This is a genomic window from Pelomonas sp. Root405, from assembly GCF_001425165.1.
Taxonomy (GTDB): Bacteria; Pseudomonadota; Gammaproteobacteria; order Burkholderiales; family Burkholderiaceae_C; genus Pelomonas.
Window position 1 is genome coordinate 387,739 of sequence record NZ_LMDU01000001.1, and the last position, 14,040, is coordinate 401,778.

11 protein-coding genes are annotated in these 14,040 nt (G+C 66.7%); 6 read left to right on the forward strand and 5 right to left on the reverse strand.

Annotated elements, in window-relative coordinates; genetic code table 11:
* Window position 1 precedes the first annotated feature (1 nt).
* From ASC81_RS01785 to ASC81_RS01795, 3 genes are all read right to left on the reverse strand, one after another.
* On the reverse strand, window positions 2-1,162 hold the full coding sequence (locus ASC81_RS01785; protein WP_056261938.1) for an ATP-binding protein: 1,161 nt from the start codon (window positions 1,160-1,162) through the stop codon (window positions 2-4).
* A gap of 62 nt (window positions 1,163-1,224) precedes the next feature.
* Window positions 1,225-4,515 carry a fused isobutyryl-CoA mutase/GTPase IcmF gene (gene icmF, locus ASC81_RS01790; RefSeq protein WP_056261941.1) on the reverse strand — a complete coding sequence of 1,097 codons (3,291 nt, stop codon included), beginning with the start codon at window positions 4,513-4,515 and terminating at the stop codon, window positions 1,225-1,227.
* Between the two features lie 120 nt (window positions 4,516-4,635).
* Entirely contained in the window at window positions 4,636-5,319 is a 684-nt protein-coding gene (locus ASC81_RS01795; protein WP_056264150.1) for a Bax inhibitor-1/YccA family protein, read from the reverse strand.
* 106 nt (window positions 5,320-5,425) lie between these two features.
* Here ASC81_RS01795 and ASC81_RS01800 point away from each other — a divergent pair, with 106 nt between their 5' ends.
* From ASC81_RS01800 to ASC81_RS01825, 6 genes are all read left to right on the forward strand, one after another.
* Window positions 5,426-6,322, forward strand: a complete 897-nt coding sequence (locus tag ASC81_RS01800; protein WP_056261943.1) for a LysR family transcriptional regulator — start codon at window positions 5,426-5,428, stop codon at window positions 6,320-6,322.
* 98 nt (window positions 6,323-6,420) lie between these two features.
* Window positions 6,421-7,599, forward strand: a complete 1,179-nt coding sequence (locus ASC81_RS01805; RefSeq protein WP_056261946.1) for an isovaleryl-CoA dehydrogenase — start codon at window positions 6,421-6,423, stop codon at window positions 7,597-7,599.
* 23 nt (window positions 7,600-7,622) lie between these two features.
* Entirely contained in the window at window positions 7,623-8,297 is a 675-nt protein-coding gene (gene can, locus ASC81_RS01810) for a carbonate dehydratase (protein WP_056261949.1), read from the forward strand.
* 24 nt (window positions 8,298-8,321) lie between these two features.
* Complete coding sequence (gene aceK / locus ASC81_RS01815) at window positions 8,322-10,073, forward strand: bifunctional isocitrate dehydrogenase kinase/phosphatase (protein ID WP_056261952.1); 1,752 nt, start codon at window positions 8,322-8,324, stop codon at window positions 10,071-10,073.
* A gap of 85 nt (window positions 10,074-10,158) precedes the next feature.
* Entirely contained in the window at window positions 10,159-10,743 is a 585-nt protein-coding gene (locus ASC81_RS01820) for a hemerythrin domain-containing protein (protein WP_082536179.1), read from the forward strand.
* A gap of 88 nt (window positions 10,744-10,831) precedes the next feature.
* On the forward strand, window positions 10,832-11,080 hold the full coding sequence (locus tag ASC81_RS01825; RefSeq protein ID WP_056914107.1) for a hypothetical protein: 249 nt from the start codon (window positions 10,832-10,834) through the stop codon (window positions 11,078-11,080).
* A gap of 50 nt (window positions 11,081-11,130) precedes the next feature.
* On the opposite strand, the gene ASC81_RS01830 is transcribed toward ASC81_RS01825, so the two are convergent.
* The gene (locus ASC81_RS01830) at window positions 11,131-12,555 is read right to left on the reverse strand and encodes a pitrilysin family protein (RefSeq protein WP_056261959.1); all 1,425 of its coding nucleotides are present in this window, start codon (window positions 12,553-12,555) and stop codon (window positions 11,131-11,133) included.
* 13 nt (window positions 12,556-12,568) lie between these two features.
* Window positions 12,569-14,020, reverse strand: coding sequence for a pitrilysin family protein (locus ASC81_RS01835; RefSeq protein ID WP_082536180.1), 1,452 nt, complete (start codon window positions 14,018-14,020; stop codon window positions 12,569-12,571).
* Window positions 14,021-14,040: the final 20 nt, after the last annotated feature.

Consider the following 14,040-nt stretch of genomic DNA (forward strand, 5'->3'; position numbering starts at 1 on the left):
GCTACAGGTCGGCCAGCGCCTGCGCGATGCCATCCACACCAATCACCTCCACGCCATTCTTCAGCGGGAAGGGCCGCGCAATCGGCGCCACGACAAAGGCGGCGTCCAGCTTCAGGTCGTCGATGGCGACCCAGAAGCCTTTGCTGACGGCGGGTGCAGAAGAGAACTTGATCTCGAAGCCGATGGTGCGTTGGCCCGTGCTGACAACGACATCCATCTCGGTGCCGGCCGCCGTGCGATAGAAGCCCAACTGCGCGCCCTGCGGCAGCGCTGCGGCGATCTGTTCGATGACGAAGCCTTCCCACGATGCGCCGACGATGGGGTTGCCCTGCAGCATGTCGAGGTTCTGGATGCCCAGCAGCGCATGCAGCAGGCCGCTGTCACGCACATAGACCTTGGGTGATTTGACGAGGCGCTTGCCAATGTTGACGAGGTGGGGCTCCAGGCGGCGCAGCATCAGCGCATCGGCCAGGGTGTCGAGGTATCGCTTGACCGTCGTGTGCGCCACGCCCCCGAGCGACTCGCCAAGCATGGACGCATTGAACTGCTGGCCCTGCAGGTGTGCCAGCATGCGCCAGAAGCGGTGCATGCTCTCGGAAGCCACCCGCACGCCCATCTGCGCGAGGTCCCGCAGCAGAAAGCTGGCGATGAAATCCCGCCGCCACTCAAATGAAGCCGCCTCGTCCGGCGCCAGCAGGCTCAGCGGAAAGCCACCGCGCAGCCACAGCTGCTGCAGCGTGGCCAGGTCGTTGGGCATCTCGGCCGCCAGCACCGGCGGCAGCTCCAGATAGCTGATGCGGCCGGCCAGGCTCTCGCTCTTTTGGCGCAGCAGCGCGCCCGAGGCGGAGCCGAGCAGCAGGAAACGCCCCGGGCGACGTTCGGCATCGATCTCGGGGCGCAGCGCGAGGAACAGCTCGGGCATGAGCTGCACCTCATCCAGGACGACGAGACTGTCGCGGTAACGCCGGAAGAAGAGTTCGGGTTCCGCGAGCTGGGCTTGGTCGGAGGCGCGCTCCAGGTCCAGCACCACGGTGCCGGGTTGCCCGCCCGCAACGGCGCGGGCCAGTGTGCTCTTGCCGACCTGCCGCGGGCCAAGCAGTAATACGGCGGGGGCACGGGTCAGGCGGTCGGCCAGGCGAGCTTGTGCCCTGCGATCAATCATCCTTGAATTTTGAGCGTAGACCGATCAATTTGCAAGGATGACTTATGGGTAGCTGGACTGCCTCACATGCTGCGCCGGTACTGCCCTCCGACCTCGAACAGCGCGCCGGTGATCTGGCCCAGTGAGCAGACCCGAACGGCCTCCATCAGCACATCGAACACATTCCTGTTCTCGATGACCGCCTGCTGCAGTCGCGCCAGCATCGCGGGCGACTCGGCTGCATGGCGGGCCTGGAACTCGGCCAGGCGCGTCAGCTGAGACTGCTTCTCCTCGTCGGTCGAGCGCGCCAGCTCGATGTGCTCCGGCACTGTCTCGCCATTCGGGTTGCGGAAGGTGTTGACGCCGATGATGGGGTACTCGCCGGTGTGCTTCAGCATTTCGTAGTGCATGGACTCTTCCTGGATGCGGCCACGCTGGTAGCCGGTCTCCATCGCGCCGAGCACGCCGCCGCGTTCGCTGATGCGCTCGAACTCGGACAGCACCGCCTCTTCGACCAGCTCGGTCAGCTCGTCGATGATGAAGGCGCCCTGTGACGGGTTCTCGTTCTTGGCCAGGCCCCACTCGCGATTGATGACGAGCTGGATGGCCATCGCGCGGCGCACGCTCTCGTCAGTGGGTGTCGTGATCGCCTCGTCGTAGGCGTTGGTGTGCAGCGAGTTGCAGTTGTCGTAGACGGCGATCAGCGCCTGTAGCGTGGTGCGGATGTCGTTGAAGGCGATCTCCTGCGCATGCAGGCTGCGGCCGGAGGTCTGCACGTGGTACTTCAACTTCTGAGAGCGCTCGTTGGCGCCATAGCGGTCGCGCATCGCGATGGCCCAGATGCGGCGGGCGACGCGGCCTAGCACGGTGTACTCGGGGTCCATGCCGTTGCTGAAGAAGAAGCTCAGGTTGGGCGCGAAGTCGTCGATGTGCATGCCGCGCGCCAGATAAGCCTCCACGAAGGTGAAGCCATTCGACAGCGTCAGCGCGAGCTGGCTGATCGGGTTCGCGCCGGCTTCGGCAATGTGATAACCGGAGATCGACACCGAGTAGAAGTTGCGCACGTTGTGATGCACGAAATACTCGGCGATGTCGCCCATCACCTTCAGCGAGAACTCGGTCGAGAAGATGCAGGTGTTCTGGCCCTGGTCTTCCTTCAGGATGTCGGCCTGCACGGTGCCGCGCACATTGGCCAGCACCCAGTCCTTGATCTTGGCGGCCTCGTCGGCGGTCGGTTCGCGGCCGTTGTCGGCGCGGAACTTCGCGAGGTTTTGGTCGATGGCCGTGTTCATGAACATGGCCAGGATCGACGGTGCCGGGCCGTTGATCGTCATCGACACCGAGGTGGTCGGGCTGCACAGGTCGAAGCCGTCGTACAGCACCTTCATGTCGTCCAGCGTCGCGATGCTCACGCCGCTGTTGCCGACCTTGCCGTAAATATCCGGCCGCGGCGCGGGGTCGGCGCCGTAGAGCGTGACCGAGTCGAAGGCCGTGGACAGGCGCTTGGCCGGCATGCCCTCGCTGACCAGCTTGAAGCGGCGGTTGGTGCGGAAGGCGTCGCCTTCGCCGGCGAACATGCGCGTCGGGTCCTCGCCCTCGCGCTTGAAGGCGAACACGCCCGCCGCGTACGGGAAGCTGCCGGGCACGTTCTCCAGCATCAGCCACTTCAGCAGCTCGCCGTGGCACTCGTAGGTCGGCAGCACGACCTTGCGGATCTTGGTGCCGGACAGGCTCTGCGTGACCAGTGCGGTGCGGATCTCCTTGTCGCGGATCTTCACGACGTATTCGTCGCCGGCGTAGGCCTTGACCATATCGGGCCACTGCTGCAGCAGCTGGCGGGCGTCGCCGTCGAGCTTGGTGCGGCGCTGCTCGGCCAGGTCGCCCAATGCCGTGCGGGCGCCTTGCTTGTCCGGGTTGGCGGCTTCCAGCATCGCGCGGCTGGCTTCCAGTTGCTGGATCTCGCGGGCCAGTGCCGCCTGCTTGCGGGCGCGGGCCTTGTAGCTGCGCACGGTGTCGCTGTTGTCGGCCAGGTAGCGCACGCGCGCGGCGGGGACGATGGGGGTCTGGTGGGTGCTGTGGCGCGTGTCGACGCGTGGCAGGCGCCCTTCGCTGAAAGGGATGCCGAGGTCGGCGAGGCGGACCTTCAACGCCTGGTACAGCGCCGTCACGCCGTCGTCGTTGAAGCGGCTGGCCATGGTGCCAAACACCGGCATCGTGTCCGGCATCACCGTGAACGCCTCGCGATTGCGCTGCACCTGCTTGGAGACATCGCGCAGCGCGTCCAGCGAACCCTTGCGGTCGAACTTGTTGATAGCCACGAACTCGGCGAAGTCCAGCATGTCGATCTTCTCGAGCTGGCTGGCGGCGCCGAACTCGGGCGTCATGACGTACATGGGCACGTTGACCAGCGGCACGATGGCCGCGTCGCCCTGGCCGATGCCCGAGGTCTCGACGATGACGAGGTCGAAGCCCGCCACCTTGGCGGCGGCGATGACGTCGGGAAGCGCAGGGGAGATCTCCGAGCCGAAGTCGCGCGTCGCCAGCGAGCGCATGAAGACGCGTGCACCGCCGCCCCAGGGGCTGATCGCGTTCATGCGGATGCGGTCGCCCAGCAGCGCGCCGCCGCTCTTGCGGCGCGAGGGGTCGATGGAAATCAGTGCCACGCGCAGCGCATCGCCCTGGTCCAGGCGCAGTCGGCGGATCAGCTCGTCGGTCAGGCTGGACTTGCCGGCGCCGCCGGTGCCGGTGATGCCCAGCACGGGCGTCTTGATGCGCTTGGCTTGGTCGCGCAGCGCGTCGACGATGCCGGCATCAGCCTTGCCGTTCTCCAGCGCGGTCAGCAACTGGGCGAGGGACCGCCAGGCCGATTCGGAATGGCCGGTGATGGCGGACAAGGACTTGGGCGCATGCACGCTGAAGTCCTGGTCAGCCTTCATGACCATCTCGCCGATCATGCCTGCCAAGCCCATGCGCTGGCCGTCCTCGGGGCTGAAGATGCGCACGCCGTGCTCGGCCAGCTCGCGGATCTCGGCCGGCACGATGACGCCGCCGCCGCCGCCGAACACCTGGATGTGCTCGCCGCCGCGCTCCTTCAGCAGCTGCACCATGTACTTGAAGTACTCGACATGACCGCCCTGGTAGGAGCTGATGGCAATGCCTTGTGCATCCTCCTGCAGCGCCGCGGTGACGACCTCGTCCACCGAGCGGTTGTGCCCAAGGTGGATGACCTCGGCACCCATGCCCTGCAGGATGCGCCGCATGATGTTGATGGCGGCGTCATGCCCGTCGAACAGGCTGGCGGCGGTGACGAAACGGACCTTGTGGGTCGGGCGGTACTCGGCCAGCGCCTTGTAGTCGCTAGAGAGGTCGGTCATGGCGTGTCTCCTTGATCGGAGCAGATTCTAGGTCGCCAATTGACGTTAACGTCAACCAGATGCCGGGCGAAAAAAAGGCCGCCCACAGTGGGCGGCCTTCGGCAGCGACCGACTGGTGCTTCAGTCGGTCGAGCTGCCGTAGCCAAACAGGCTCAGCAGGCTCGTGAACAGGTTGAAGATGGACACGAATAGGCTGACGGTGGCCAGCACATAGTTGGTCTCGCCGCCGTTCACGATCTGCTGGGTCTCGTACATGATCAGGCCAGCCGACAGCAAGGCGACGACGGCCGAGACCGTCAGCGCCAGCGCCGGGATCTGGAAGAAGATGGCCGCTAGGCCAGCCAGCAATGCGACGATCATGCCGGCGAACAGGAAACCGCCCATCCATGACAGGTCACGCTTGGTCGTCGTTGCATACGCCGACAGCGCCAGGAATACCGCGCCCGTCGCGCCCAGGGCGAGCATGACGGCCTGGCCGCCGGACGGCAGCGACAGCGTGCGGGTCAACAGGGGGCCGAGCGTCCAGCCCATGAAGCCTGTCAGCGCGAACACCAGGCCTACCGCAGCGCCGCTGTTCTTGAGCTTGTGGATGCCGAACAGCAGGCCGAAGTAGGCGACCAGCGTCAGGACGATGCCGGGCGCCGGCAGGCTGAAAGCGACGGCGGCCCAGGCAACGGCGGCACTGAACAGCAGCGTTAGCGACAACAAGGCATAGGTGTTGCGCAGCACGCGGTGGGCGGTGCTGCGGTCGACCGCGCCGCCGTAAGGCGTCGCAATCGCAAGGGTACGGGTCTGGTTTTGCATGCGGGCCTCCTGAGCCATCAACAAGGCCGTCACAGTAGTCGGCCAAGCCCGCAAGAAAAAGCAGAAAATCGAGAAGCGTTACTTCTCAATAACTTGGTGTTAGTCCATGAGCCTGAGCTTCAGTTATCGCCATCTCTACTACTTCTGGGCCGTGGCCAAGGAGGGCGGCCTGACGCGCGCCGCGGAGCGCCTGGGCCTGTCGGTACAGACCGTGTCGACGCAGGTGCGTGAGCTGGAGCAGTCGCTGGGCGCCGCGCTGTTGAAGCCGGCCGGCCGCGGCCTGACCTTGACCGACGCGGGCCAGGCCGCGCTGCAGATGGCCGAGCAGATCTTCGCCCTGGGCGAGGCCCTGCCCGAGCGCGTGCGCGACGCCGCGAGCGCGCCGGCGGTGCGGCTGGCCGTCGGCATCTCGGACGGCCTGCCCAAGCTGGTGGTGCAACGCCTGCTTGAACCCATCATCGACACCCCGCACCTGCGCCTGCTCTGCCACGAGGACGAGTTCGACGACCTGCTCGGCGACCTGGCATTGCACCGCCTGGACGTCGTGCTGGCCGACCGGCCCGCCCCGCCCAACCCCAACCTGCGGGTCTACAGCCACGCGCTGGGCAGCTCGCCCATGGCTTGGTTCGCCAGCGCGCGCTGGGCGCCGGCGGCGGCGCGCGACTTTCCCGCGTCACTGGCGGACGTGCCGCTGCTGCTGCCCACCGCGCATGCGGCCGTGCGACCACGGCTGGACCATTGGCTGGAGCGCCACGGCGTGCGCGCGCGCATCGCCGGCGAATTCGAGGACAGCGCGCTGCTGGCCACGTTTGGCGCGGCGGGCATGGGTGTCTTCCCCGCCGCGGCGCTGATGAGCGACAAGCTGGTGGACCGCGACGGCCTGGTGCGCGTGGGCGACTGCCTCGGTGTCGAGGAGGCCTTCTACGCCGTCGGCACCGACAAGAAGATCGCCCATCCGCTGGTGCGCCGCCTGCTGCCCCAGCCGGCCTACGCCGCCGGTTGAATCGCCCTCCGCTTGCTACAGTTGACGTTTACGTCAACCAAAACGCGCCCGCCGCCTGGCTACCCGCCGGGCCGACCGGGCGGAAAGGAGACTTGCCCATGAATCTGCCCGGCCTCAACTTCCAGCTCGGCGAAGACATCGACGCGCTGCGTGACGCGGTGCGCGCGTTTGCCGATGAAGAGATCGCCCCGCGTGCCGCCGAGATCGACCGCAGCGATCAGTTCCCCATGGACCTGTGGCGCAAGATGGGCGAGCTGGGCGTGTTGGGCATCACTGTGCCGGAGCAGTACGGCGGCGCGGACATGGGTTACCTGGCGCACATGATCGCGATGGAAGAGATCAGCCGCGCGAGTGCGTCGGTGGGTCTGTCCTACGGCGCGCACAGCAACCTGTGCGTGAACCAGATCAAGCGCAACGGCAATGACGCGCAGCGCGCCAAATACCTGCCCAAGCTGATCAGCGGCGAGCATGTCGGTGCGCTGGCGATGAGCGAGCCCGGCGCAGGCTCCGACGTGCTGTCGATGAAGCTGCGCGCTGAGGACAAGGGCGGCTATTTCGTCCTCAACGGCAGCAAGATGTGGATCACCAACGGCCCCGATGCCGACACGCTGGTCGTCTATGCCAAGAGCGAGCCGGAGCTGGGCGCGCGCGGCGTGACGGCTTTCCTGATCGAGAAGGGCATGAAAGGCTTCAGCATTGCGCAGAAGCTCGACAAGCTCGGCATGCGCGGCTCGCACACCGGAGAGCTGGTGTTCCAGGACGTCGAGGTGCCGGCCGAGAACGTGCTGGGCGCCGTGAATGGTGGCGCCAAGGTGCTGATGTCGGGCCTGGACTACGAGCGCGCCGTGCTGACCGGCGGGCCGCTCGGCATCATGCAGAGCGTGATGGACAACGTCGTGCCCTATATCCACGACCGCAAGCAGTTTGGCCAGAGCATCGGCGAGTTCCAGCTCATCCAGGGCAAGGTGGCAGACATGTACACCGTGCTGCAGGCCGCGCGCAGCTTTGCGTACACGGTGGCCAAGAACCTCGACATGTTGGGCGCCGAGCATGTGCGCCAGGTGCGCAAGGACTGTGCCTCGGTCATCCTGTGGACGGCCGAGAAGGCGACGTGGATGGCCGGCGAGGGCGTGCAGATCTTTGGCGGCAACGGCTATATCAACGAGTACCCGCTCGGGCGGTTGTGGCGCGATGCCAAGCTCTACGAGATCGGCGCAGGTACGTCGGAGATCCGCCGCATGCTGATCGGCCGCGAGCTCTTTGCAGAGACGATGTAACTCCCCGCAGAGACAATGCCGGCATGACGATCACCAACCACGAACTGCAGGATCTCCTCGACAACAACAAGCGCTGGGCGGCCGAGACCGAGGCCCGTGAACCGGGCTTCTTCTCGCGCCTGCTCAAGCAGCAGACACCCCAATACCTGTGGATCGGCTGCGCGGACAGCCGCGTGCCCGCCAACGAGCTGGTCGACCTGCTGCCGGGCGAGCTGTTCGTGCATCGCAACGTTGCCAACGTGGTGGTGCATTCGGACCTGAACTGCCTGTCCGTCATGCAGTTCGCGGTTGACCACCTGAAGGTCAAGCACGTCATCGTCGTTGGCCACAGCAACTGCGGCGGCGTGCGCGCGGCGCTGTACGACCTGCGCGTCGGCCTGGTGGAGAACTGGATTCGCCACGTGCAGGATGTGCGCCGCATGCACCAGGACTGGCTGGACGGCGTGCTCGAATCCCAGCGCGTCGATGCGCTGTGCGAGCTGAACGTGCTGGAGCAAGCCCGCAACGCCTGCCACACCACCGTCGTGCAAGACGCCTGGGCACGCGGCCAGGAGATCGTCGTGCATGGCTGGGTCTATGGCCTGCACAACGGACTGCTGGAGGACCTGGCGCTGACGGCAGCGTGTGCCGAGGATGTCGAGCCGTCTTATCGCCGCGCGCTGGCCAACGTCAAGTCCCGCTACGCCACGGCCGCTTGAACCCTGGCCGCTAGAGTCGGGGGCATGTTCCCGACGCAGCTGACCGACTCACGCGCATTCGAGATCGCCCAGGCCCTGCTGGGCGGCTTTGACCGCCACTACCGGCTCTTCCGCGCCACGTCGGCCGAGGCCAAGGCCCGCTTCGAGCGCGGCGACTGGCATGGCCAGCAGCGCGCGCAGGCGCTGCGCATCGAGTTCTACGACGCCCGCGTGGCCGAGGCCATCGCGCTGCTGGAGAGCCGCTTCAACGCCGCCGCGCTGCCGATGGACGTTTGGCAGCAGGTCAAGCTGCACTACATCGGCCTGCTGACCAACCATCGCCAGCCCGAGCTCGCCGAGACCTTCTTCAACTCGGTGTGCACGCGCATCCTGCACCACGCTTACTTCCACAACGCCTTTATCTTCGTGCGCCCGGCCATCTCGACCGAGTACATCGAGAACGACGAACCCGCCGCGCTGCCCACCTACCGGGCCTACTACCCAGCGCCAGGCAAACTGCGCGAGACCTTGCAGCGCGTCATCACCAACTTCCAGCTGAACGGCGAGTTCGTCGACCTCGGCGGCGATGTCGACCGCGTGCTCACTGCCGTGAGTCAGCGGCTCGGCGAATTCCGGCGGCGCGCCAACTTCCAGCTGCAGGTGCTGTCCAGCCTGTTCTACCGCAACAAGGGTGCCTACGTCGTCGGCAGGATCATCAACGGCTTCACCGAGACGCCGTTCGCACTGCCCATCCTGCGCAAGGAAGGCGACGGCCGCTTCTTCATCGACGCGGCCCTGTTCGGCGAGGACGACCTGCTGGCCCTTTTCAGCTTTGCGCGCGCCTACTTCCTCGTCGACATGGAGGTGCCCAGCGCCTACGTGCAGTTCCTGCGTTCGATGATGCCGCGCAAGCCCCGCTCCGAGATTTACTCGGCGCTGGGCCTGCAGAAGCAAGGCAAGAACCTCTACTACCGCGACTTCCTCTATCACCTGCGCCATTCGAGCGACAGGTTCCGCATCGCGCCCGGCATCAAGGGCATGGTGATGCTGGTGTTCGACCTGCCGAGCTGGCCCTTTGTCTTCAAGGTCATCAAGGACTTCTATCCGCCCCAAAAGGACACCACGCGCGAGCTGATCAAGGCGAAGTACCTGCTCGTGAAAGCACACGACCGCGTCGGCCGCATGGCCGACACGCTGGAGTACACGCGCGTGGCCTTCCCGCGCCACCGCTTCGACGATGAGCTGATCGCCGAGTTGAAGCATTTCTGCCCCAGCCTGCTGGAGGAGAACGGCGACGACCTCGTCATTAGGCATGTCTACATCGAGCGCCGCATGGTGCCGCTCAACATCTATCTGCAGGACGCCACGCCCGAGCAGTTGGAGCGCGTCGTCGTCGAATACGGCAATGCGATCAAGGACCTGGTGGCCGCCAACATCTTCCCCGGCGACATGCTGTGGAAGAACTTTGGCGTCACCCGCCACGGCAAGGTCGTCTTCTACGACTACGACGAGATCGAGTACCTGACCGACTGCAACTTCCGCCGTGTGCCCGAGCCGCGCAACGAGGAGGAGGAGATGTCGGGCGAGGTCTGGTACACGGTCGGCCCGCGCGATGTTTTTCCCGAGACTTTCGCGCCCTTCCTGCTCGGCAACCCCCAGGTGCGCGAAGCCTTCATGCGCCATCACGCCGATCTGTTGGATGCCAGCTTTTGGCAAGGGCACAAGGCCCGCATCCAGGCGGGGCATGTGCACGACGTGTTCCCGTACGACCCGGCGCGGCGCTTTGCCGTGGCTTGAGCGGCGCGGCCCTGTCCGACAAGCGCCGAGTCATCTGGCGCCCACAATCCCGCGGCCGCAGCCCTTTGTCCCTGGAGACAGCCGCATGATCTTCGACGCCATCCGCGAAAGCCACGACCTGCAACGCGACCTGTGCCGCAAGCTCACCGCGTCGCGCGGCGACATGGCGGTGCGCCAGTTGCTGTTCCTGCAGCTCAAGGTCGAACTGATGGCGCATGCCGCGGCCGAGGAGCGCTACCTCTATGTGCCCTTGCTGATGGAGGACGGCGGCCTGGATGCGTCCCGGCATGCGCTGCACGAGCATCACCAGGTCGACGAACTGCTTGAAGACCTGTCGGTGCGCGACAAGCAGCAGGACGGCTGGATCGCGACCGCCAAGCAGCTCAGCTTCAAGGTGCGCCACCACCTCAAGGAAGAAGAAGCCAAGTTCTTCCACGTCGCTGGCCGCCTGCTGTCAGACACCAAGAAGCAACAGCTCGCCGGCAAGTACACGAGGGAGATCGTGCGCATGCGCAAGCACTACGCGGCCGAGTACCAGTCCGTGGCGGTGTCTGCGGCGACGGGGCTGGTCAAGCCCGCCAAGCCCGCAGCCGACCGGCCGGCAACGCGCGGCAATGCCAGCGCTGGCGCGCTGCTGCGCGGCAAGGCCAAGCCCCGCCGCACGCGCTGAGGCCGGCGCATGACGTATTCCCCAATGACGTCAGCCACGGGTCCTTCGTTAAGGTTCGGCGGCGCGCGTTTGCGCGAGGGAGCAGAACATGTCCAACGGATCCGGCGGTGGAAACGGTGCGGTGTGGATCGCGTTGATCGGTCTTGTCACGACGGTATCGGGCGGTGTGTTCGCCAACTGGGACCGCTTGTTCCCGCAGCAGCAGGAGCAGATCCTGGAAGAGTATCCGCCTGGAGCCGGCGCCGCCGAGGCTGAAGTGGCGGCGCCGGAGGACGCGGCGTCCGCGTCCGATGAAGCGGAGAGCGAAGAAGCGGCCGCCTCCGCTTCAAGCGCTTGAATCCACAGCGGCAGACGATCAAGACCGGGCCCGAAGGCCCGGCGTAGCTCTTACGGCTTGACCGTCGCGAACTCGCCAAACGCCTTCAACTGCTCGGCAATCTTGGCCGCGTCACCGACCACGACCCAGCTCTGCTCGTCCGGGTTGAAGTACTTCTTGCCCACGGCCTGGACTTCGGCCGCCGTGACCTTCTGAATGGCCGGCACGAAGTTGCCGAGGAACTCGGCCGGCAGGCCCACCAGCCAGTTGCTGGCCAGCTGCCGCGCCACGGAGCCTTGCAGCTGCGTGCTGACCAGGTAGCTGCCCGCCATGTAGCGCTTGTTCATGCCCAGCTCGGCCTCGGGCACGGGCTCGGTGCCGATGCGGCGGTACTCGTTGATGTACTCGGTCATCGAGGCGGCCGTCACCTCGTTGCGCACGTCGGCGCCGCCGGTGATGGCGCCACCGACCCGCCAGGACACGCCGCCAGCGCGGGCGCCATAGGTGTAGCCCTTCTCCTCGCGCAAGTTTTGGTTGATGCGGCTGGAGAAGCCCTGGCCGAGGATGGTGCTGGCCAGGCGCAGGGCGACCTGCTCGTCGCCGCTGGCCGCCATGCCGGGGCGGCCCAGGCGCAGCGTGGCCTGCACGCTGCCGGGGCGTTCCAGCAGCAGGCGCTGCACGGGGGCGGTGGCTGGCGGCGGGGTCAGCTCGGGGACAGCCTCGCCGCTGGTCTTCCAGTCGCCGAAGGCGTCGCGCGCCAGCTTCAGCGCCGCGGCCGAATCGATGCGGCCGGTGATGACGAGCAACGCGCGGTCGGGGCGGAAGCGCCGTGCATGCTCGGCGCGCAGACCTGCGGCCGTGACGGCATTGATGGCCGCTTCGGTCTCCTGCGTGCGGCCATAGGCGTGGCCGCCGTAGATGGCGCCGTCCAGCGCCTTGGCGGCGCGGAAGGCCGGCTGCGTGCTGGCGGCCTTCAGGCCCTGCAGCGCATTGGTCTTGGCGAGCTGTACCTCGCCGTCCGGGAAAGCGGGCTGACGCGCCACTTCGGCCAACAGCTTGGCCATGGCACCGGCGTGCGAGGCCAACGCATTGCCGGCGACGCTGATGCCGTCGTTGCTGGCTGACGCACCGACCGCGCCGCCCATGGCCTGGGCGGCTTCGGCGATCTGCTTGGAACTGCGTTGCGTCGTGCCCTCGGACAGCAGGCCGGCCAGCAGCTTGGCGCGGCCGGGCGCGTCGGGCGCATCGGCGCCGAAGCCCGCGCCGCGCACGGCCAGCACGTAGTCGACGCGCGGAATTCCATTGCGCGGCACCACCCAGACCTGCAGGCCGTTGGGCAGCGTCTGCTGGGTGATCTTGGGCACGGCCAGCGGTTTGTCCTTGCCGAACGGCGGCAACTCGGCGGGCGTTTTCACGGTGGCGGCCTGCACGGCGCCGGCGATGGCGACAGCGGCGGCAAGGAGGCCGAGGCGGAAAGCGGGAGTGATGTTTTTCATGACAGCTCCGACATCAAGGTTGGGAAGCCGGCTTGGTCGGCGCGGGCGCTGACGCGGCCGAAGCCGCGGCGGCAGGCGCGGCCAGCATCCCGGCGGGCTTGCGGTCGATGACCGAGCGATTGGCCTGGGTCAGGTAGGTGGCGGCCACCCGCTGCACGTCGGCCGACGTGACGCCCTCGATCCAGCCCGGCACCTTGTTGACGACGTTCGCGTCGCCCCACAGCGCCTGCAGCTTGGCCAGGCGGTCGGCACGCAGCAGGAACATCTCCAGGCTGTTGTACCAGTCGGCCAGCAGGGCAGTCTTGAGGTTCTTCAGCGTCGCGTCGTCCACGCCGTCCTTGACGACGCGGGCCACCTCCTCGTCGATGCCGGCCAGCAGCGCGTCGGCATTGGTCGTCGGCTTGTAGAGTGCGAACACGGTGAACAGGCTGGGGCCGTCGTACTCCCAGATGCTGGTCAGGCCGTAGAGCGAGTTGACGTTCAGCGCCAGCTCGCGGCCCTTGACCAAGCCCTGGTAGAGGCGCGAGGCGTCGCCGCCCGCCAGCAGCTGACCCAAGACGGCGAAAGGCGCCTGGTCCTTGCTGGCGCGGTCCGGCAGCTTCCAGGCGGCGGCAATGGCCGGTACCTGGGCCAGCTTGTCGGGCTGCGTCAGGCGGCGTTCCTTGGTGTTGAGGCCTTCGCTGAAATCGGTGGGTTTGGGCGTCGGCCGTGCAGCGATCTTGCCGAAATACTTCTCGGCCAGCGCGAAACCCTGGGCCGGCGTCACGTCGCCGGCAATGGACAGCACCGCGTTGTTCGGGCCATAGAAATCGCGGTGGAAGGCGCGCACGTCGTCCAGGTTGGCGTTCTCCAGGTCGACGAAGCTGCCGTAGCCGTCGTGGGCGTTCTCCCACTTGTCGAAGGCCAGGGCCGAGATGTCCAGCCACATGAAGCCGCCATAGGGCTGGTTCTGCACGTTGACGCGGATCTCCTCCTTCACGACGTCCTGCTGGTTCTTCAGCGTCGTGGGGTTGAAGTCCAGCGTCGTCATGCGGTCGGCCTCCAGCCACAGCATGGTCTCCAGCGCCGACGACGGCGCGGTCTCGATGTAGTTGGTGAAGTCGGGCCGCGTCGAGCCGTTGTTGTTGCCGCCGCCGGAGGTGATGACCTGGTCGAACACGCCCTTGGGTGCCTTGGGCGTCCCCTGGAACATCAGGTGCTCGAACAGGTGGGCGAAGCCGGTGCGGTTCTTCGGCTCCAGCCGCATGCCGACCTTGTAGACGACGCTGATGCCCACGGTCGGGCTGCTGGCGTCGGGCGAGATGACGACGGTCAGGCCGTTGGCCAGTTTCTTGGTGTGGACGGGAATCTGCCAACGGTCAGTCTGGGCGGCATCCTTGGGCGCAGCGGCGGTGGGGCCGGCGGCGAACGCGAGCGTTGCGGCGCTGATCGCGCCCAGCACTGCGCGGCGGGTGGTCTTCAACATGGGGTCTCCTGTGCGGGAAC